Raw genomic sequence first — 23,358 nt, 5'->3', positions numbered from 1 at the left:
CCTGAAAAAATAATGATCATGATACATCATAAAAAACGATACGCATTATTCGGCGCACTAGCAGTCAGCGCCGGAATATTGGGCGCTGTAATCTTTTCACAAGGACAAAGCGGGTTGGAATCCCGTCCGTCCCTTGATGAAGTAACGGTACAAACAGCCCCGCTACATGCCGCTCCTGCTATTAGGCAGGAAGCCATACAGAATGCACCTGAAACAGCTCTAAGTGCCCCTGCTACCGGAAAGACGAAGGCAAGGACAGAGCAGTACCTGTCTATGCAGATGGAAGGGATTATCGGCAACTATGCAGGAAAACAAATTGATAACCCTGCCGACAATATCTTTACAGTAGGTATTGATAAGCAACTATCTGATAACGACAACGTTTGGCTAAGCTATGAACTGAGCGGAGTAGCCGATTACATAGGTGTACCAATCAGTATCAACGACCGTCTGGCAACAGGTGGCTATCTGGTCAAACTATCGGAAAACACCACCCTGCAACGCCAGCAGCTAGATCCGGCATGGCTAAAGAAAGGGGAAAATCGTATACAATTCAGCCTGCCCGAAGGAGCTGACTACGGCTATAAAGTAAGCAACCTATCCATCGAGATAGAAAAAGTTGCCAATACATCAGCATTGGTTGTCAATACCACACAGGCCAGCTATAACAACAAAGCCTACCTGCATGGATTTATGCAACAAAAAGATATAGCAGGAGCTACTATCTATGTAGACGGCAAAGAAGTAAACATCCGTAACGGAAGCTTTGAAGCACTTGTTCCGGTAAGCGACAGCCGTAAGGTAACGGTAAAAGCTGTACTAGCCAACGGAAAAGAGATTACAAAAGAAATCGCTTTTACCACAGGGCAAACCGCCGATATCGAATATGCCCTCAATACCTATGTAGAGCAGAATGAAAAGACTTTCCGCAAAGGACAGGAAGACAAACTTCAAGTAGCCACAGCCCTGCTGTCAGTTGAGCCCGGCGCCTTGCTGTCAGATACAAAACATATCACCATCACCTCATTGCGTTCAGTCGACATAGCCGCATTAGATATGGGTATGAATAATGTAACGGCAGAACATAAAGGTTACCGCTTCCTGCCGCATGGCGAGCATTTTGCCGATGGCGCGACAGTAACGATCAAATACGACCGCACCAAGATACCTAACGGCTTTACCGAAGACGATATCCGTTCCTATTACTTTGATCTGGATACAAAACACTGGGTAGCGTTGGAACGTGATACCATCGATAAGAAGAACCAGCTTATCGTATCGCGCACCACTCACTTTACCGATATGATCAACGGTGTGATACAAACACCCGAATCACCCGAAACACAAGGCTTTGCCCCTACCATGATGAATGACATCAAAGCGGCAGACCCTACGGCTAAAGTACAACTTATCGCACCGCCGACAGCAAACAATCGCGGCTCGGCAGGGCTGAGCTATAGCTTTGAAATGCCTCCTGCCCGTAACGGCATGCAGCCATCTCTGGGCATACAGTACAACAGTGACGGTGGCAGTGGCTGGTTAGGTGAAGGCTGGGACCTGTCTACTGCGTCTATCAGTGTAGATACCCGATGGGGTGTACCACGCTACAACGACACCGAAGAAACCGAGACATACTCCTTTAACGGCAGTATGCTAATGACAATGGACGATAACGGCGAAAGCTCTGTAGCCCATCGTGGCGATAAGATAGACCGTAAGGCAGACCGCCAGTTCTATCCGCGAAATGAAGGCTCTTTCTCAAAGATCATCCGTAAAGGCAGCAGTCCGGCCAATTATACATGGGAAGTAACCGACAAATCGGGAACAAAATATACCTATGATGCCATATTGAAAGGTACTGCCAAAACTCTTAACGGAGATAAGGAAGTAGCTGTGGAATGGAAACTTTCCCGCGTAGAAGAACTGCATGGCGACTGGATAGAGTATGTTTACGAAACAACAGACGAAGCCGTAAAAGGCAGCCTGAAGGCCAAAGCCATCTACCTGAAGGAAATAAAAGCAGGTAACAGGGGCAGTGATGCACATACAGTCGTTACCCTGATAAGCTCCTCACAGAAAGACAAAAAGACGAACTCGGCCAGATATGGCTTCCTGACATCAAGCAACAGGCTGCTGGACAAAGTAACGATAGCCTTTGAAGGTGAAACACTCCGTAGCTATACTTTTGATTATAAAAAGGGCGCATTCAATACCAATATCCTGACTAAGATAAACCATATAGATTCCAAAGGTGAAGTCTTTGCTTCACATGATATGGATTATTATGATGATGTGAAATCAACAGAAGGCTACAAACCGTTCGAATCGCAGGCCGAAGAATGGAATTTGCATAACGACGGCATAGACGCGGGATTTATCAATCCGGTATCAGCTATGGGTATAGACGGATTTAGCGATAAGGCCAGTGCATTGGGCGGTAGTGTGACAACTTCGACAGGAGGTTCGTTCTATGCAGGAGTAGGATTAGCCGCAGATATGATAGGCAAAGGAAGTTCAGCTGGAGCAAGTATAAACTATTCGAGCACGACTACTAAGGGCTTGTCTACATTGGTAGACATTAACGGAGACGGCCTGCCGGATAAGGTATATGTGAAGAATGGATCTGTATATTACCGTCCGAATATATCCCAATCAACGGATTCAGATACTAAATATGGAGAAGAGATAAAAATATCCGGAATATCAAAAATTTCAGAAAGTAAAGGATCTTCAACTTCCGCCGGAGCTAAAGCGCATCCGGGTATAGGCGCATTAACCGTAGTTGCCGGAAAAGACTTCGATAAATCCACCTCGAAAACAACTGTCTATTTCTCTGATGTGAATAATGACGGGCTGATTGACCTTGTAGCAGGTGGAAAAGTCTACTTTAACCATATCGAAAAAGATGCAAACGGAAACCTCGTTCCTAAGTTTACATTGAGTAGCGGGGATACACCAAGTCCTCTGATGGGTGGCGGTATTATTGATGATTCCGATACAGAAGTTGATCCGCAGGAACAGGAAGAACTTGTACAGAACTCGCCTATGCTGGATGTTGTCCGCGTATGGGAAGCTCCATTTGCCGGAACAATCAAGATAGAAGGAAATGTACAGCTTCAGGCTCCACAGGCAGGATATGATGAATCCGAGTATGAAAATGCGGATGGAGTACGTGTTGCCATACAGGTTGCAGGTAGTGAAAAGTGGAATAAGTCCATAGCCAAAGGTGACTTTGCTACTTATCAGACCAATGTAAGTAGCGTAGCTGTTACTAAAGGACAGAAAGTGTATTTTCGGATACAATCCGGGACAGATAAGATGTCTAACGGTGCATTCGATCAGGTCGCTTGGTCACCTGTGATAACATATACCGACCGTACCAACCAAATCAATCCGAATGGTCAGGGAACAGCCGTATATAAATCCACGGAAAGCCATGTTTACAGCGAAGATAACAGCCTTCGTTTACCAAGTCCGGCCAATGTACAGGTAAAAGGTATATTTGAAAAACCTGTTACATCCGATAATGTCACTCTTCGCGTATTGTTGTCGAATGACGAAATGAATGATGACGGAAGTACAAACCCTTCTTATACTCAGTCAGTAGCCTATACAAGGGAATTTGCATGGAATGAAACACATTCGGGGGACTTATCCTTTAATATTACAAATACGATCAATGGTGTAAACCTGAAATTCGAGCTTGTTTCACAAACCAATATCGCTTTGGAAAACGTCGAATGGAAGCCTGTCGTTGAAAGTAATAATTCCGGGAGTACATATTCCAATCAGGCCGCTGTTTTATACTCTACTTTTGTCAGCCAGATAACAGAAGGACAGCCTTATAATCTGGCGGCAAATGGTAATCTAAAAATTGAACCGAAGTTTTCTGCTCTAACCGGAATAGCCAATACCTCTATTAACGGAAGCCTTACTATGGCCGTAAAGAGTGTTACCGGATTGGTGGCAAAACAAAATGTGACCATAACCAACGGTATCATAGCATCGAGTTCGATTGTAACTTCTGCTGCGGCACAAGCCGGTACTATCTGGGTGGAATATTATATAACCGATAAAGATTTAATATCCAAACTAGGTACACCTTCGGCTGTTGTGACTGTTAATTCTGCTAGTACAACAGTAGTAACCGCGATGTTCACAACAAGGGATTATGACGGTTTCGGAATTACTAACCGTGGATGGGGACAATTCGTTTACAACGCCAATGACGGACGCTATGGTAACCCTATATCGGAAAGCCTGTTAAAATTACCTGAAACGGAAAACGACAATATAGACCCGGTATCTACAGCATTCCTGCCAATGACAATTAACAGGAACGACAATACTCAAATTCAATGGGTGGGGCAAAATGCCGGAGCCTTTGTTGCCGGAGATATTATTAGCAGTGCGCGCTTAGCGGATCAAGATGTGATACTAACAAACCCGTTGTCCGGTATTTCAAATAGTCAGGCATCCGGAGGTAGTTGTATACCGGGTTCGGGTGCAATAGGTATTAGCCAAGAATCGTATAGTACAAGTAACGCTACGATGGTTGGAGCAGTGGGGCTTACCAAAAGCGACGCTAAGGGAAGCAATACCGTTAAAGTGACTACCATTGATATAAATGGAGACGGATATCCTGATATTGTAACTGAAAATCAAATTCAGTTGACAAATACTCGTGGAGGTTTTGATGGAGAAATTATAAAAGAGATAGAAAAGCAAAAAAGTGAAAGTGAAAGCTCGACTATTAGTTTAGGCGGAAATCCTGTTCATGCTTATTCTGCAGTCTCTGGTGCAATAAAAAAAATATCTAGTAAAAAAGAAGATACTCAACAGCCTCCAACGGATGCAGGCTCCGCAAAAACTCCCAGCAAAGCTAAAATCGCAATAATGAATGCGGTAAATAACTTGAATATATCAGCCAGCATTCCGAAAAATACGGATTGGACCGTCAGTTCATTCGTGGATATAAATGGAGATGGATTACCTGATATGCTTTTGGAAAATGGCAAAAAAGTACGTATCAACTTGGGTTATGGCTTCACTGATCCTGTCGATTATGATATTACAAAAATCCAGGGAGGAACAAGTAAAAGTACAGGAGTCAATTTAGGATATTCTTTCGGAGCTTCCAGTATTTCTGCCGGCTTTGGAGTTACAACTACATTCAGTACGGAAGATTATACCTTGATGGATCTGAATTCGGACGGACTTGCCGATAAAGTATGGGAAGAAAATGAAAAGATTTATGTAGCCTTTAATACAGGGAACGGCTTTGAAAACCCTATTGTCTGGGGTAGTTCCGGTTCAGTCAGTGAGACGGCATCAACAGCAGAATCATTGAATGCTTCATATACAATAAATATCCCAATTCCTTTTACTTTAATTAAGGTCACAATGAGTCCGAGCCTTAATATAAGTAAATCAATGAATCGTCCTCGTATGCAACTTCGTGACATCGACGGCGACGGTTACCCTGAGATTGTATCTTCGGATGAAGATGGCAAGATGACCGTTTACCGTTCGACTATAGCGCGGACAAATAAGCTGAAATCGGTTTACAACCCGCTTGGCGGCAGCTTTACCTTAGACTATACACGCTCGCAGGCCACTTACGACCATCCGGGCGGTAAATGGGTAATGCACTCCGTCGAAGTGAACGACGGGCTGAAAGACGACGGAGCCAATATGAAGTCTATCTTTGATTATCAGGACGGGAAGCAGGAACGCCACGAACGCGAATTCTTAGGATTCGGTCAGGTAATCACAAAAGATATTGATACCGAAGCATCCGAAGAAAACAAAGTCTACCGTAAAGCTATACAGCAGTACGATGTAAATAATGTGTACACAGCAGGCAACCAGCTTAGAGCAGTAGTAGAAGACGCCGCAGGTAACAAATATACCGAAAGTGTCAATGAATATTACACCTATAAGGTAAAAGCCTCTGCTGACAACTATACATTTACGGCAGATAACAACTTCTGTACCGACCGAGCCATAGCCTATACTCCGATGAAATATACCAAGTCAGTGGTCTATGAAGGGCAGGCAGACGGTATGATCGCCAACGAAAGCTACTATGAATATTACCTGAATGGCAACTATGGCGACCTGAAGAACTATAAATATAGCGATAAAGGTACATTAGGAAGTGCCGGAACAGGAGCATACAACTATCAGACATCCGTAGAATATACCCACAATACAGGTAAGCATATACTCGGATTGCCTGTCAAGGTACAGGTAAAAGGTTCTGACGGTAAACTATACCGTCAGACCGAAGCTGCGTATGATACGAACTATGCCAACCACCTGACTAAAGTAACTCAAACATTGAACGAACAGGGAGCTAAGGCAGAGATAGATATCACGTATGACAGATACGGGAATATCAAACAGAAAACCCTACCTGCCAACAGCAAAGGGCAGCGTATGTGGTACAAGTACCTGTACGACCGAGATTATGACATGTATGTGGAACAGGTAGAAGATGCCTTCGGATATCGCTCACAGTTGGAGAACTACGATTACCGTTATGGTATTCCGTTGGTTAGCCGTGATATGAACAGCTATACAATGGAAACCTCTATCGACCACTTGGGACGTGTGCTGACTATTACCGCACCGAACGAACAAGACGAAGACGCGCCATATACTATTAAGTTTGAATACCATCCGCAGATAGTAAAAGATGCCAACGGCATCAAGGCTCCGGCCTATGCTGTAACTAAGCATTATGACCCGCAGCATCCGGCGGATGATCTGGAGACTGTAACCTTTGTTGACGGATTTGGACGCGCCATACAGGTAAAGAAAGACGGTGTGATAACCGAAACTACCAATGGAACCAATCCGATAGACAAGAAAGCAATGATTGTGAGCGGCCGCGCTAAATTCGACCCGTTCGGACGTGTAAGAGAAGCATTCTATCCTGTATCGGAAGCTATCGGAAGTAAGACTGTGTTCAACCCTGCATTTGACGCAGTAACACCGACTAAGACCGAATACGATGTTATGGACAGGGCGGTTAAGACTATCCTGCCGGATAACAGCGAGTCGTTGATGGCTTATACCAAAGATAACGGCAGCCGTTTATTAGTAACTACCGTGACCGATGCGATGGGCGGAAAGCAATCCACCTTTACCAACGGTTCAAGGCTGACTGTGAAAACAGAACAGTACTCAGGTCCGGATGGTACGATCACTACTCGCTTCGAGTTCGACCCGATTAACCAGCTTCTCAAAGCCATTGATAATGGAAATAATGAAACTGTATCGGCTTATGATATGGCAGGACGAAGGACACAGGTTGTACACCCTGCATCGGGTACCACTATCTTTAAATATGACAATGTAAGCAATCTGCTCAGCAAACAGACTGCCAATCTCGCAGCCGAAGGTAAAGAGATTACCTATGAGTACGACTACAGCCGTTTGACGGCCGTTAATTACCCGGATAATCCACAGAACAATGTGAAGTATTATTATGGTAACAAGAATGCCAAAGAAAACCGTGTCGGTCGCCTGATGTTACAGGAGGATGCTACCGGAGCGCAGGAGTTCTCTTACGACCGTTTGGGTAATATCGAAAAGGTACGTCGTACTGTTATTATTCCGAACCAAGCCATTGCTACTTATATTACACAATGGAGCTATGACAGCTGGAACAGGGTAACACAGATGGTATATCCGGATGGGGAGAAGATCAACTACTCATACAATACAGGCGGATTACTTGAAAGCGTAAAAGGCGAAAAAGCTTATTCATATAACTATGTCAATAAACTGGGATATGATAAGTTTGAACAACGCATCTATATGAAATACTGCAACGGTGCTGAAACAAACTATGCTTACGATGAGCAGCGTAGAAGGCTGAGCAACCTGATGGTAATAAGCGGCAAAGAAACCCGCAGCCGGATAATGGATAATGCTTATACCTACGACAAGGTAGACAATGTCCTGAGTGTAATCAATACCGCGCCGCTTCCAAGCGTGGCAGGTATGGGCGGACAGATGAGCCATACATATAACTATGACGGCTTATACCGCCTGCAAAGTGCTACCGGTACATATACAGGTGCAGACAGCAAGTCGGCCAGCTATAGCCTTGCCATGAGTTACGATAACCTGCATAACATAACAGGTAAGAAACAGCATGTACAACAGCAGGGTATCCAGTTTGACGGTATATTGAAAGCAGGTTATGACCTTACTTATAACTATGCAAATAATCCGTTCCAGATCAGCAATCTGAAAGACGACAGTTACCGTACAGAAAGCGACACCATAGCCAACGATGTGATTAAGCGTGATCATGCTTATGAGTATGATGCTAACGGAAACCTTGTCTACGTCAATACTTCGAGAGAGAAGCAGGACGGCAAGGCCGAAGAAGGAGCCAATGAAAAGAAACTCGTTTGGGACGAAGAAAACCGTCTTCAATCCATCTATACAAATGGTTTTATAGCCGGCTATTGGTACGATGCAAACGGAGAGCGAGTAATAAAGACCAGTGGCGACGATGAAGGTATTTATGTAAACGATGTGTTCAGTGGCGGACGCACACAGACAGCAGATTTTACGGCTTATATTAACCCGTATTTGGTTGTTAGCAAGGGCGGACAGTACACGAAGCATATCTACATCGGCTCACAGAGAATCGTATCTAAACTCGGCGACCTCGACAGTTATGGGCAAGACCCAAGGCGAGTAGAGTACGCAGGCTCAGGCATTAACAATATTACCGTTGACTACAAGGGTAAGTACAAGCAATCGCAACAGGCGATCAAAGACAACTACGATGCCTTTGAAGTGCCGTACTACGGAACAGACAACGATGATTATGTAAATGGTGGTGGTTTCTGCTGCGATGATAACCCTATACTCAAATCTTTCAATCCAAGCCAGAATGACAATCCGGAGTTATTACAGTATTATTATCACTCTGATCATTTGGGTAGTTCCAGTTTAATTACTAATTTGGACGGTGAAATAGTGCAACATATTGAGTATGTGCCGTTCGGTGAGGTCTTCTTAGAGGAGCGGAATAATACCTGGAATACTCCATACCTTTTCAATGCCAAAGAGTTGGATGAAGAGACAGGTTTGTACTATTATGGGGCAAGGTATTATGACCCACGGACAAGCATCTGGTTGAGTACCGACCCGTTAGCTGAAAAATACCCCAACAAGACTCCTTATCATTATTGCTCAAATAACCCAATAAACTTAATTGATCCAGATGGGCAAACTGATTATTGGGCAGTTGAAGTAAACGGGAATAAAAAAGAACTCAAGCATTTAGGTAATGATGGTGTAAATAATGATGTAAACAAAATTGCAGAGTTAGGTAAAGATGATGTGAAGAAATTATCTAATTCTATTAAAAATATACGTAATAATAAGGCTTCTTCGGCTGATCAGAAACAAGTAGAAACCTCCTTTGTTGATTTAGAAATTCAATCTCAAGAAGATCAAGCCACATTTATATCAACTATGAGAACTGTGGCAAGTAGAGATCCAAAAAATTACAAAGAGATCGGCTCATATATGTCTATTATATTTGGAGAAAAGTCAGCTAAATTACAATTAAATGGGATTATTAGAGGAAATTCTAAACAAGTTGATTTTAGATTTGGAGGAGAATGGGGAGCACTTACAGACCCATCTGGCAATGTTATAACTGGAACAGTACATACTCATAATCATGATCTAGGATTATCTGGAACACAGCCTGATGATATAAAAGGTGCTGGCGATGTTCAAGGAGCAAAATCTACAGGTGTGCCTTGGTATACTGTCGGACCTAAAGCAATCCATTACGGACATGAAAACCAGTATAGGCGATTTAACAATGGGCAAATTAAAGCTGGGACGAATCTATTAAAAGATTCATTAAATAAATTAAAAGAATAAAAACTAAAAGAGAATAGCATTGTTACTAATGCTATTCTCTTAAAAAATTGTACAATGAGTATGCGAATTATATTATTAATAATATCACTTAATTGTATTCTATTGATAAATGCTCAGAATATTAAAACATTAGAAAACAATGAGAAACGTTTTTTTGTTTTGGATTCTTTAAATATTAAGGAATCCAATTTTGTAGAAATTGAAATAAGAATAAATTATATGGAATTTCTACATAATGAAAAGAATTCCACCCTAACCATAATACGCAAAAATAAAGATAAATTATGGACTGGAGAACAGTATAAATATTATTATTATAATAAAGAGAATTATGATTTTAAAAATATAGATAAGCAAACTATTATCTTTGATGATAGTTGGGAGAAAGTTTGGAACAGTATATTAAAAAATAATTTTCTGAACATCAAAACTGAAGCCGAAATTGAAAAAAGGCAACAACCTTTAATCGTAATTGCAGATGGGAATTACTATAGAATTGAAATCGTAAAGAAAAAAGGAACTAAAGTTATAGAATATTATAGTCCAGAGGTGAAGTTGAATGAATGTATTTCATCGAATATGTATTGTCCAGATATATCTAAGTTTAATGCTTTACTAAACTTATTAAGAAGTCAGATTAACTTTTGATTTAAAAAATTTGTTATCGAATTTCGTGTTATGTGATATACACCAGGCGACGATGAAGGTATTTATGTAAATGGTGGTGGTTTCTGCTGCGATGATAACCCTATACTCAAATCTTTCAATCCAAGCCAGAATGACAATCCGGAGTTATTACAGTATTATTATCACTCTGATCATTTGGGTAGTTCCAGTTTAATTACTAATTTGGACGGTGAAATAGTGCAACATATTGAGTATGTGCCGTTCGGTGAGGTCTTCTTAGAGGAGAGGAATAATACCTGGAATACTCCATACCTTTTCAATGCCAAAGAGTTGGATGAAGAGACGGGACTTTACTATTATGGAGCGAGGTATTATGACCCACGAACGAGCATCTGGCTGAGTACCGACCCACTGCAGGAGAAGTATCCGAATATTTCGACTTATGCGTATGCGTTCTTAAATCCTGTTAAGTTTATTGATCCGGATGGCGAAGATCCTATTGGAGCAACATTAGATGCTTTAACTGCATTTGTAGTTGAAGCAGGAATGAGTTATATAGAAAATATAGTATTGCATGATATGGACCCATCTATGGCTTTGAATAATGTCAGATGGAAAGATGCAGTGGTTGAAGCAGGTAAATCATATGCAATTTCTTTAATATTTACAGGGACAGGTTCTGTTAAGGCTTTATCTAAGGCTGCAAATTCCAAAATGGGAAAAATTGCAATTGAATTTAGTGCAAATATGATTGGCGAAATTGTAAAAATGTATAATAGAGGAGAATTTGGTGACGCTAATGGAGATTTTAGTATAAAAAGCCTATTGAAAGCTGATTTTAGTGACGCAATGATAAATTCTTTAATTGAAGCATTAGTTTCTCAAGGGTTTGCAAATAAAGCCGCTAAACTAGAGAAAAAATTCGATGATGCAATTGAGAATGTAGCTAACCAACAAAATAAATTAGCAACAAGTTTGGAAAGAAACGCATCTGAACAAGTCATTGAAAATCGGATGAAAAAGGTTAATCAATCTCAAAAAGATTTATTAAAAACGGCAGGACAAAGAGTCGTTAATGTAGGTGCTGAAGAAGTAGTTAGTAATGTTGCGGGACAAACCGTAGAACAAATCAGAACCAAATAACGATTATGTAATGTTTAAAAGACAAGACAATTCTATGATCGAAATTAAAAAAGCATTTTTTAAAGAATTAAATAAAACATCAAATATATATTTATTAATTGGAGGTGCTATATTGTTGTTTGTTGACAATAAATATTTTATGTCAAATACGATACATTTTCCAATAATAATCAAAATGTTATTCTTATTACTAAGTGTATTGATAGGTGTTTTAAAAAGTTTTATTTTTTTTAAAAACGGCGTGAATTTTTATAGTATTTCGATTACTCTGAAGAATTGTTTTGTCTTTTATTTTATTGTTACGGGTTGCTGCTATTTATCATTTAATTATTTAAATTCTTTATATTCAAAACAAAATCAAGTGATGGAGAATAATTTTTCAATTTTATCAATTCAGAAAAAAACGAGAAGAACATCAGATAAACTATGTATAAATTTTAACGATGAAAAGACATATATAAAAATAGACTTATCTCAGATATCTAATGAACAATATCCAATGTTAGACAATTATTCCTTAAATATGAGGTATAGAAAAGGAGTTCTTGGCTCTTTTGTCATCGAAGAAAAAAAAATACGATATGATGAAAATTAATTATTTAATTATTGCTTTATTTTTACCCTTATTTAATATTTTTGCACAATCATTTGAAGGAACATTAAGCTATAAAATAGATGTTACGATATTAAATGATTCATCGCACCTTACTTTGAACAACGAATTTTCACTAAATAAAGATACAATTACATATTTTTGTTCTGCACAAGGAGATTACGTTTCAATATGTAGTAACAATAGCAATTTTATGGATATTTTTTTAAATGAAAAGAAAAAAAAATATTCATTAGAAAATCATTCTAACATAATAACAGCTTTAGATGTTACTATTGACCTCGAAGAACTTTATGGGTTTAAGCCAACAATTGAATTGTTAGATTCTATTTATGTATTTGGTCAATTTAAGTGTAAAGCAGTACAAATTAAATGGGAAAATGGATTATTTAAGTACTATTTTGATAATCACTATTTCCAAATTGATCCCGAAATATACCAAGACTATAATTATGATCAATGGTATAACTATTTAAAAATATCGAAATGTCTGCCTATTATTATTGAAAAGAATTATAACGATGCTGTCACAGTTCAATATTCGTTGTTATTATATACTGAAGATAAATTCAATAATGACTTTTTATTACTACCCCAAATAGAAGAAATAGACGAGCTAAAAGGTGTTTTTCCCAATAAAGAATTTTATATAGTCAAAGAATAAATATTAGAAAATTTAGGTGGTGAAACTAGAAATGGATATCGTTTACACTTAGGTGAGACTAGTTATGGATGTGTTACAATTAATACAGGAGAAGAAGATAGATCTGGTGAATGGAGTGTTTTATCTAAAATAATAAAAAGCACTTCAAAAGTAAGAGTTCCTAAAATGGAGGGGCTTCAAAAATACATACCAGGCAAAAGAGATCAATATGGAGTAGTTCAAGTTACAGGAGAAAATAATATTCCTGAAAAACAGAAACAAAAAACAGAAGGCAATGAATAAAATTACATTTTCTGCTTTTTTAGTTATAATCATATTGATTCTTTTTGCTTGTAATAATGACAACTGTTCTAAAAAATTAAAATATGTAAAACTTAATTATTATTTATTTGAACATATAAGTTTAGATGGAAGCAGTTATTGTTGTTTAGTAAATGAATCTCTTACAAGTAATGAAAATTCTATTTTGAAATTATCTAAAATAGAAGTATCTGATGGTGCAACATATGAGCATTGTGCTGTGTTACTTGAAATTATAGACAAAATTCGGAAAATAAATATGTTGATATAATTAATAGGTCTAACTTAACTTAATCATAGAGGAGAAAAACTGTTTGATAAGTATTCTCAATGCAGGTTTAAATTACACAAAAAATGAAAATTGGCATAGAATTCCCTCTTTAAATCTTTTATATCCTAATTTATACAAAGTATTAAGTTCATATTAAAATTGATTGTTCAACACAGGCACATCTTATATCTCCCCCTGCCGGATAAACCGGCAGGGGGAGATTATTTTTATCCTCAAAATACCATTTTCAGAAAAAAAACATCAATAAGCCTGATTTATAATAGCTAACCCGTGGTGCATTAATATATAAATAAAAAGAAGTTGTTCATTCTCAGTTAAATGATTATATTTAAAAGACTTGCAATCAATTAAATATATGAACAACTTCACTCGAAATTACGAAACATATTAGAAATGTTACAACACATTGGAGGTAAAATGAATTTTCTGAATCAAAAACGTAAGCCCAAATTATCAGATTTTCAGGAAAAGACAAGATAAGATGAATAGACAAATGATGACATATTAAGACATATATCGTCATTTTTTTTCTACCATATTCAATTCAACTTTTTTTATTGCATGAAAATATAAACTCTAATTAATTATAATCAAGATGCAAAACGAAGATGATTTAAGAGGATTAGCCAAAGTGATGGAATTCATGCGGGGCATTAGTATTTTATTTGTAGTAATTCATATTTATTGGTTCTGTTACCAAGCAATATTAGAACAAGGTATCAATATCGGTGTAGTTGATAGAATTCTACTGAATTTTCAGAGAACAGCAGGATTATTTTCTAATATTCTGTGGACAAAGTTGTTTGCTGTTGTTTTTTTGGGATTATCTTGCTTAGGCACGAAAGGAGTAAAAGAAGAAAAAATCACATGGACTAAAATTTATGTATTTCTATTTTTCGGATTTGTCTTCTTTTTTCTGAACTGGTGGATACTATCCTTGCCACTACCTTATGTTGCAAATACAGCTATTTACATTCTGACAATGACTATCGGGTACATTCTGTTGTTAATGGCAGGTCTTTGGATGAGCCGCTTATTGAAAAACAATTTGATGGAAGATGTCTTCAACTTAGAAAATGAATCTTTTATGCAAGAAACCCGTTTGATAGAAAACGAATATTCAGTAAACCTGCCTACCCGTTTTTACTATAAAAAAAGATGGAATGAAGGCTGGATTAACGTTGTTAATCCTTTTCGTGCGACTATTGTATTGGGGACACCCGGTAGTGGGAAATCATATGCAATTGTCAATAATTATATAAAACAACAATTAAGTAAAGGCTTTTCAATGTATATCTATGACTATAAATTCGATGATCTATCAACTATCGCTTATAATGAGTTATTGAAGAATATGGATAAATATAATGTCCCTCCAAAATTCTATGTGATTAATTTTGATAATCCGGCCAAGAGCCATCGCTGCAACCCCATTGCACCGGAGTTTATGAGTGATATCTCGGATGCATATGAAAGTGCCTATACAATTATGTTGAACCTGAATAAGAGCTGGATTCAGAAGCAAGGAGACTTCTTTGTAGAATCGCCTATAATTCTATTAGCCTCCATTATCTGGTATCTGAAAATCTATCAGGACGGAAAATATTGTACTTTTCCCCATGCGATAGAATTTTTGAACAAACCTTACAAGGATATTTTTCCGATACTAACTTCGTATTCTCAATTGGAAAACTATCTGTCTCCTTTTATGGACGCATGGGAAGGAAATGCCCAAGACCAGTTACAGGGCCAGATTGCATCAGCTAAAATTCCTTTATCCAGGATGATAAGCCCTCAGCTCTATTGGGTTATGACAGGCAATGATTTTACATTAGATATCAATAATCCTAAAGAACCTAAAATACTATGTGTTGGTAATAACCCCGACAGACAGAATATTTATTCAGCCGCATTGGGTTTATATAACTCCCGCATCGTGAAGCTAATCAATAAAAAAGGGCAACTTAAATCCTCCGTTATCATAGATGAGTTACCTACAATCTACTTTCGTGGCTTAGATAACCTGATTGCAACAGCTCGAAGTAATAAGGTTGCCGTTTGTCTTGGTTTTCAAGATTATAGTCAGTTGAACCGTGACTATGGAGACAAAGAATCAAAAGTAGTGCAGAATACGGTTGGAAACATATTTTCCGGTCAGGTTGTTGGAGAATCTGCCAAAACCTTATCTGAACGATTTGGGAAAGTATTACAGAAGCGGCAATCCATGACCATCAGCAGACAGGACAAATCTACCTCTATCAGTACGCAGTTGGATAGCCTTATTCCTGCCAGTAAAATATCCAACTTGACACAAGGTATGTTTGTGGGGGCTGTTTCCGATAATTTTGACGAACGGATTGAACAGAAAATCTTTCATGCCGAGATTGTGGTTGACAATGCACGAGTCGCCGCTGAAACAAAGGCTTATCAGCCGATACCGAAAATAATGAATTTTCAGGATGCCGAAGGCATTGACAAGATGCAAGAACAGATACAGATCAATTATGACCGTATAAAACAAGAAGTAAAGCAGATTGTCATTGACGAAAAAGACCGTATTCGTAAAGACCCTGATTTAAGGCATTTATTACAGGAAGAAGATAATGACGAAGATAATGATGATAAAGAATAAAATTATCTGGTTTCGTTAGTGTATCCAACACTAAAATAATGAATAGAATTCTTCTGACAATACCCGTTGCTTGAGGAAATTTCGAATATATGACCTATTTAACAAAAGAATTCTACAACTTCCGGCACAATAAAATCACAATAAAATTGCTATATTTGTGCCAGTAATAAAGTAAAGGTTACACGATTTCTTTTGCATTCTCATAATCTGGAAAATTATTAATGCTATCGCAAGAGAAATACGAGTGTGCGCCTGTTATAGGGCGTGGACAGTATTTCCGATTGCATAGGCTGTTTCCAGAGCCTTGAGAATGGGGATATTTGTTCCACGCTTTTTTTGTTTTCTGAAATGAAGTGGAACTTACACTGTTTAATCAAAAATAACTTCTGTATTTTATTCATACAATCCAAAACTAAAACGTACTGAAAATGGCAAAAAAGAATGGGACTGGGAGATCAGATTGCATCATATATGAACAGATTGAAAACAAGTCGAAAGAAATAATTATACGTGAAGGTTTTGAGAATATCACATTGAATCAACTACAAAAAGAATTGAATATAGATCCCATAGTATTTTATGAAAGGTATGATAATCTTGAAAAATTGCTTGACCTATTAATCCGTAAATATGATTATTGGATTGCAGATATTTTTCATCAAAAATATAAAGAAGACGATATCTTTAATAGTATATGCGAAGTTTTTGATGAAATTATAAATATGCTGAATTCAGATAGATTTATCTTAGAAATTGCTCTTTGGAACATTCATTCAAGGCATTATTTAGCAAAAAGGGCAGGTGCATCTTGGAGTATAAACTCTATGGCTTACATCGATAAAATCAATAAAATAATAAATAAAAGTTGCGGATTTGATTTTTCATCCGTATTTAATATGCTTTTAAGTGGTTTGTTCTACTTGTTTTTAGAGGATGCATCGAAAATCGCTGATTCAAAGGATAATAATATCCAAATAGAAAATCTGAAAAAACAAATAAAAGATACTCTTCTATCTTTGATACCTTCTCCTAATGAGTGATTTTTTTCTGCACTATATAAACATTATTATATATAATTGTTTATATTTGCCTTGTTAAATTTAAAATACTAGCCATGAAAAGAATATATTTTATTATTTACGGCGTTCTTTTTCTGTTAGCAGTCGGTTGCACCAAAGGTAATCCATACGAATCATTAATCAGTGATTATGCCCAGACAGACAGGCATGGCACCTGGACGGACATACAATTCGAAGCAATTGAGATTGAGGAATTAGCACCCATAACAGTAAGCGACAGTCTTGAAATTCTGAAAGAAATATTTGAGTCGGATAAAGCTTTATTACTTAAGAATTTAGATCATTTATTAAAATCATCGGAAAAAGACTTGGACCGGGAAAATAAATCCCGGATAAAATCAAGTACGATGATTGATATAAGTACTAAACGTATACGTGATACGAAACATCGGATTGACTCTGTTAGTAGTATACAGTTTAGTTCTGTCTACGATAAAGAAAGCTCCGATAAAGTTCTGTTACAACCTGTACGTTGTCACTACTCATATGTATTTCCCCAAGGAAATCCCGTTCAAAAGCGAACCGATATTTTTTACTTTACAGCTGAGAAAAATAAGATTGTAAAGCAGAAACAAATCAAACAATAGTTGTTACAAAAAACGAAAGTCTAACTTCGCATACTATGTCCCTTTGGCGAAGTTATTTTTTTGTTCGTTACTGGACAAATTCAGGCCCATAAAGGGTTTCAATGAAAAATATTTATACAAATATTTTTCATTGAAAAATTTGTCATTCCGAACAATTTATTTTAAGCCAAAGGGACATAGTATGCGAAGCCACTTCTGACGCATTAAAAAAAAGAGATCTTAAAATCAAAATCAACACATACTTCTTTCCAAGTCAAAGCCTGTTTTTTTACTCCTGGTATTTTATTAGGGGACAAAAGTTGCTTGCTCTTCCTCTGCATATAAATTTCACTTTATTTATGTAAAATAACCTGTCTGTGCTTACTGCCCGGTATTCTTTCTTTCGGCACGTTTTCTGGTTTTGGTTTACTTAGGCTAAATCAGTCAATAAAACTGAACCCCGATAAAATATTAGCACTGCTTTATTCCATGATTCCGGTTAAGGAAAGAAAGGCGAAATCTATAACTAACAGACTCTTATTTTTTGACGGCAAAGGTACTGCGTGTTCTTTCCGGGATGTCAAGTTACACTTCATTTTTATCCGAAAAATCTCCAACCCGTCTACCGCCGGGCTTGTATTTTTCGGTAAAAACTTGACATCCCTGCACACGCACTTTGTCCGTCCTAAAAAAATAAGAGTCTGTTAAATATAAATTTTTGAATATGAAAGAAATAAATATAATTGATGCAAGAGTATATATAATTACGGATTATAAGAACTCTCTAAACAATATATGCGGTGATTGGCTGTACCTTATCCATTATAACAGCCTGCAAGAATTTAGAACGGCATGTGAATACCTCCATACGGATGAGCCGTATCCAGTTTGTTTATATTTCGATTATGAGAATATCCCCGATGCCTATATCAGCCATCACTGGATTTCTCCGGATATATTTAATATTATCCGTCTAGCTCAGCAATTATGTCCGCAAGAGCAGGTGATATTTTCCCGGTGGTTTAATTACCAGCAACCAGACTTAACTACCAGAACACCTGAATCCATTTTCAAGGCTTTTCAATTTTGTATGGAAGGCAAATATAAGAGTCCGCTCCATTTCGGGTATCATATTGCCCGGGAATCACTCGGTATTAATGAGAAATCATATCCTTGTTTCGATTTTACCGGATATACTGAAAATCTCTTCAAGGATATGTACCTGTTTATAGACGGCTATGTTTTTAAAAATATCAGAATCAATGATTAAATAATAACCATTAAAAACAATAAATCAGATGGAAACTAATTTAACATTACAGGAAATTAAACTCTTGTCAAGAAACCAATTCATCCGGTTGCTTAAATCAGAAGGATTCAAGGTAAAAGTTGTAGAAAATGACGATAACTACCTGTCTGTGTCGTATATCTCAAAAAAAGAAATGTATCAATTGTGTAAGGTCTATGGAATGACAGGCTGGTACGACGTGCAGTCTAAGACCGCTATAATCGGGATGTGGGGCAATGCTGGGAGTCAAGAAGCAATTGTTAAGTCCTGCGGCATAACGACATTAAAACATAACCTACGTAAACTGTATGATGTAGAACAGAAAATATCCAAAATGATAGGTATAACATTAATCATCAAAGATATAACCGAAAAGAGATTTCGCCGCTATCTTGTCGAATATGATATAAAAAATTTCATGTATAACTACGCTGACAAGATAGGCTATATCATGATAAGACTTAATAATTAATTAACCCATTAAAAAAGACGATTATGTTTAAACAATCATTTGAATTATTACAGGACGGACAGATTCTAAACATCACGATTTTGAAAAAAGGAGAGAAGTTGACCATCTGTGCATTACCCGATTCTAAGTTGGTCAATGAATCTGTCAAATCAAAACTGATGCCCCTTTCAGTAACCGGTACGCCGGAAGAATTGGATAAGGGTTTCTGGAGTGTATTTGCTGCGAATATTCCTAAAGCTGTTGGTTTAATTTCTAATGCAGAACAATTCAGCAAATCAATCGAAAAGGCAGATCTGGATATACAGCGTGAAGGAAGTAAAAATGCCTCAGCACAAAAAGGGAAGATAAACAGTAAAGTACAAAAGCAATTTGAAGAAGCTGAAAATCTAGAGAAACGTGGGCGTATACCGGAAGCCCTGATACTCTATCGAAAGATATTTGAAGCAGATAAAACCAATAAAAAAGCTGAAGCGAAAGTTTTTGAATTGGACGGGATCTTGAGACAAAAATCATTATTCACCCCAACAGATATGCTAAACGTTGATCAGGATAATTCTGATTCGGACGATAATGATGGTATTCAAGCGGAAGAAGACGATAACGCCTATTCCTTTGACGCAATGGACGAGTTAGAAAAGCTAAATGAGCAAGCTAAACCTGGTCAAATTAAGGAAAATGAAGTAAAAAAAGCTGTTTTAAATAATCCGCCTTCGACAGTAGACCAATTTGCAGAGCTTCTTGGTAAAGGAAATACGAATGGGTTAACTACTATAGTTATACCCGGTAAGACATCCGTAGAAGACGCTGCCCAAGAAGCAAAATCTATGGCAGCTGAAGCCCCTGCATTCGATGCGGATATGTATCAGAAGTTCTTACAATTCCAGCAAATGCAACAAGAATATCAAACTATAAACCAATAAATACAATTATTATGGCATTAGAAATTAAAGATGTATCCAGGGAATTAGTAATAGAGAAAAAAGGTGTGAGAATTCCCCTTCAAGATCCAGATATGACCATTGATGAAGCGATGGCCGTTTACTCAAGTATTCATCCCGAACTGACGACCTCTACGGTTACAGGTCCTTTTTACGAGGATGATAAATATGTGTACAAGGTAAAGACCACAATCGGGACGAAAGGATGAATAAAACTAAATTGAAATGCGAACAGGAACTCAATCAGTTACATGCTCGGCTGGGGAAAATACTATTATCGGAAGAAGAACGCAAATCGATGATCAGGGGCATTGTCCGGGTAAAACGGAGACTGCTTCGGTCAGAAAACCAAGCCATGATTTTCTGAAAACAGTATTCAAGACACGTCCTTTAACGGATAGTCCCTGCAATCCTTATAGTGCAACCCGATATCGTTACCTGAATAACTCGGTAAAAAAATATGCCCGGTTACTTGGCAAGCCGATGACGATTGCGCAGGAAAATGGAAATTTGTCCTTACTCGGCGAGCAACTGGGGCTTTTACTCCCTAATACACAAGAATACCGTCTGATTTTAGAGGACGGTATTCTTAAATTCCAGATTGTTGATATGCGGAATGATAGGTACTTGTTTCATCTTCCTTGCAAAATAATAGAAGAAACAGACGGAGATTTCAAGGAGTTGCTGATCGAATTTTTCCGTTTGCTACAAAAACAATATGGTTTGGATTCATTCCTTGACAACCAATATTTTGAATTTGCTTTTCAGTATTTTGAACGTGATTCTGATCCTGAAGATGAATTTATAAATTTGGTAAACCGGTATCGCAAAGGAGATATTTGTGCAACATTAAGGCAGGTCGATCCAGATAAGCCATGCAGCTTTAAAGGATTGAAAAAAAAACTCAAGATGTTCGAGCCTTATACCCAGCGGGAAAAGAGGTGGAAGGAGTTAATTAGTGAAGGACTTCAATTTTTAAGAAAGAGGCGTTGTCTTGGCAGTATGTGTATGCAGCCGGATATTGATCCGGAGAATTATTATACTGTCGGTATTGAACACTCATTAGTTATAATTTATGATGATGATGGAATTGAAGAAAGTTTTCTTGAGTTCCTGAATGATAATGCTCAGGAGTCCGGCTTTGATTTTTTTAGTGCAGGAGTGAAAACTATTTCCCCATATATCAAAAAACCATTGGAGTTAGATCCTTATATTATAAATTTTATTAATTGGATAAAGAAAATAAACCATGAGTTATACTACATATGATTACATCAGTTATTCGGAAGATGTCTTAGTGCCCCGGATGGCATTAGTTGTCTATGGAACCCTTCATGGATATACCTATCTTGAATCTCATAGTATTGATGAAAATGGACGGATGCTTTCCGGCGTACCTCTTTCAGAAAAGTGTATTTCCGAGTTGGTTGGTTCATTCTCACAAGAACAAATATCTATGCCGCACGGACGTGTGCCTGCAAATCTATTATATTTCGACAATCGGATCGGGCAAACCAGGTATGTTTGGTATGAACCTCCTAAGAAACAGATGATGTATTTCACTGAAAGTTTGAATATACCCGACGGGGAGTATTATATTCCGGGTATTCTCTATGTTGTATCGAATGAACACCTGGATGTATATGCTTTTAAAGGAGACAAGCCGAAAGATAAACTATTCCATGCACCATTTTTCAATACAACTCAAGGCAGTGTCTGTCTGGGAAGTGCTACACTCGACTATCCGGAGAACCCTTCTTATCCTGACTTTATTGCTTATTGGGAGAAAAAATTCTGGCTGACGACATTTACCCATCTGGGAGGCTCTCAGAATCCGACGAAACATAACTTAGTTTCGGTTATAAAAAAATCAAAAACCAAATTTGATATGGACGAATTAATCCCGTCAACAAAAACATTAAACCAATTATTATCATGAAGGCCATGCATAAAATTCCAGACTGCTTGATAAATCCCAGTCATCAGGTAACTGTAGCATTAATAGGTTGCGGAGGGACAGGCTCTCATGCTATCGGACATCTGGGGGCAATCGACACCTGTCTGAAAACACTGGGACATCCAGGAATAATGGTTTATGCCTATGATCCCGATCTAATAACAGAAGCTAATAAAGGGCGTCAGCGTTTCAGTGGTGCCGATATCGGTCTGAACAAAGCAATAACATTGATAAGCCGTATAAACAGGATTCAGGGATCGTCATGGGAGGGCATTCCTGAATATTTCACGAAAGATACTCATGTCCCCTGTAATATATACCTGTCTTGTGTTGATAATGTCAAGTCGAGGATAACGATTTCCAAAATAATCAAAGATAAAAGAGACAACCATCATTTTGAACCTTACAAGAAACCATATTATTGGATGGACTTCGGAAATCTGAAAGATACAGGGCAGGTAATTATAGGTACGCTTTCTAAAATTGAGCAGCCGAAATCAAAAAAATACAGATTCATCGAAAAACTGCCTATCATAACCGAGATGTTCGATTTGACGCAGATAGACGAGAAAGATACCGGTCCTTCCTGCTCTGCTATGGAAGCCTTGACAAAACAAAACCTGTTTATAAATCCGTCATTAGCCACATTAGGTTGCGACCTGCTGTGGCAGATGCTATCCACAGGGATGACCGACAAAGCAGGGTTGTTTTTGAATTTGAAATCGATGAATGTAAACCCTATAAATATTTGATAGTATCGTGATTTCGTCTAAGTGAGGGAGGAAAGCTAAAGCTTGTCCTCCCTTTTTTTATTCCTTTTTAGTTTTCGTAATGATCCTGCCATCCATCTTTTTCGACGG

16 protein-coding genes are annotated in these 23,358 nt (G+C 37.9%); all 16 read left to right on the top strand.

Features of this window, described 5'->3' with window-relative positions; all coding sequences use genetic code 11:
- The first annotated feature begins 18 nt into the window (after positions 1-18).
- The 16 genes from M2448_RS18840 to M2448_RS18765 all read left to right on the top strand — a co-directional run bounded on the left by M2448_RS18840 (position 19) and on the right by M2448_RS18765 (position 23,250).
- Entirely contained in the window at positions 19-9,927 is a 9,909-nt protein-coding gene (locus M2448_RS18840) for an RHS repeat-associated core domain-containing protein (RefSeq protein ID WP_280647739.1), read from the top strand.
- 54 nt (positions 9,928-9,981) lie between these two features.
- Positions 9,982-10,575: a hypothetical protein gene (locus M2448_RS18835; RefSeq protein ID WP_280647740.1), complete on the top strand. Its 594-nt coding sequence runs from the start codon at positions 9,982-9,984 to the stop codon at positions 10,573-10,575.
- Positions 10,576-10,749: 174 nt separating this feature from the next.
- The gene (locus M2448_RS18830; protein WP_280647741.1) at positions 10,750-11,697 is read left to right on the top strand and encodes an RHS repeat-associated core domain-containing protein; all 948 of its coding nucleotides are present in this window, start codon (positions 10,750-10,752) and stop codon (positions 11,695-11,697) included.
- A gap of 34 nt (positions 11,698-11,731) precedes the next feature.
- The gene (locus M2448_RS18825) at positions 11,732-12,292 is read left to right on the top strand and encodes a hypothetical protein (RefSeq protein WP_280647742.1); all 561 of its coding nucleotides are present in this window, start codon (positions 11,732-11,734) and stop codon (positions 12,290-12,292) included.
- A complete protein-coding gene (locus M2448_RS18820) occupies positions 12,279-12,974 on the top strand; it encodes a hypothetical protein (protein ID WP_280647743.1) in 696 nt (231 codons plus the stop codon). The genes M2448_RS18825 and M2448_RS18820 overlap by 14 nt, the downstream gene beginning before the upstream one ends.
- Before the next feature lie 274 nt (positions 12,975-13,248).
- Positions 13,249-13,545, top strand: a complete 297-nt coding sequence (locus M2448_RS18815) for a hypothetical protein (RefSeq protein WP_280647744.1) — start codon at positions 13,249-13,251, stop codon at positions 13,543-13,545.
- A gap of 616 nt (positions 13,546-14,161) precedes the next feature.
- On the top strand, positions 14,162-16,198 hold the full coding sequence (gene mobC, locus M2448_RS18810; protein WP_280647745.1) for a conjugal transfer protein MobC: 2,037 nt from the start codon (positions 14,162-14,164) through the stop codon (positions 16,196-16,198).
- Between the two features lie 428 nt (positions 16,199-16,626).
- Positions 16,627-17,238 carry a hypothetical protein gene (locus M2448_RS18805; protein ID WP_280647746.1) on the top strand — a complete coding sequence of 204 codons (612 nt, stop codon included), beginning with the start codon at positions 16,627-16,629 and terminating at the stop codon, positions 17,236-17,238.
- Positions 17,239-17,312: 74 nt separating this feature from the next.
- On the top strand, positions 17,313-17,864 hold the full coding sequence (locus M2448_RS18800; protein WP_280647747.1) for a hypothetical protein: 552 nt from the start codon (positions 17,313-17,315) through the stop codon (positions 17,862-17,864).
- A 703-nt stretch (positions 17,865-18,567) separates the two neighbouring features.
- On the top strand, positions 18,568-19,113 hold the full coding sequence (locus M2448_RS18795; protein ID WP_280647748.1) for an antirestriction protein ArdA: 546 nt from the start codon (positions 18,568-18,570) through the stop codon (positions 19,111-19,113).
- Positions 19,114-19,141: 28 nt separating this feature from the next.
- Entirely contained in the window at positions 19,142-19,603 is a 462-nt protein-coding gene (locus M2448_RS18790; RefSeq protein ID WP_280647749.1) for a hypothetical protein, read from the top strand.
- 23 nt (positions 19,604-19,626) lie between these two features.
- Positions 19,627-20,523: a PRTRC system protein E gene (locus tag M2448_RS18785; protein ID WP_280647750.1), complete on the top strand. Its 897-nt coding sequence runs from the start codon at positions 19,627-19,629 to the stop codon at positions 20,521-20,523.
- A gap of 11 nt (positions 20,524-20,534) precedes the next feature.
- On the top strand, positions 20,535-20,750 hold the full coding sequence (locus M2448_RS18780; RefSeq protein ID WP_280647751.1) for a PRTRC system protein C: 216 nt from the start codon (positions 20,535-20,537) through the stop codon (positions 20,748-20,750).
- Between the two features lie 16 nt (positions 20,751-20,766).
- Positions 20,767-21,810 (top strand): hypothetical protein, encoded by a 1,044-nt coding sequence (locus tag M2448_RS18775; protein WP_280647752.1) that lies wholly within the window; start codon positions 20,767-20,769, stop codon positions 21,808-21,810.
- Positions 21,791-22,480 (top strand): PRTRC system protein B, encoded by a 690-nt coding sequence (locus tag M2448_RS18770; protein ID WP_280647753.1) that lies wholly within the window; start codon positions 21,791-21,793, stop codon positions 22,478-22,480. The genes M2448_RS18775 and M2448_RS18770 overlap by 20 nt, the downstream gene beginning before the upstream one ends.
- Complete coding sequence (locus M2448_RS18765; protein ID WP_280648050.1) at positions 22,477-23,250, top strand: PRTRC system ThiF family protein; 774 nt, start codon at positions 22,477-22,479, stop codon at positions 23,248-23,250. Before M2448_RS18770 ends, M2448_RS18765 begins: the two co-directional genes overlap by 4 nt.
- Positions 23,251-23,358: the final 108 nt, after the last annotated feature.

The organism is Dysgonomonas sp. PF1-14 (assembly GCF_029892965.1).
Lineage (GTDB): Bacteria > Bacteroidota > Bacteroidia > Bacteroidales > Dysgonomonadaceae > Dysgonomonas.
This window is presented reverse-complemented; position numbering and strand designations above follow the sequence as displayed.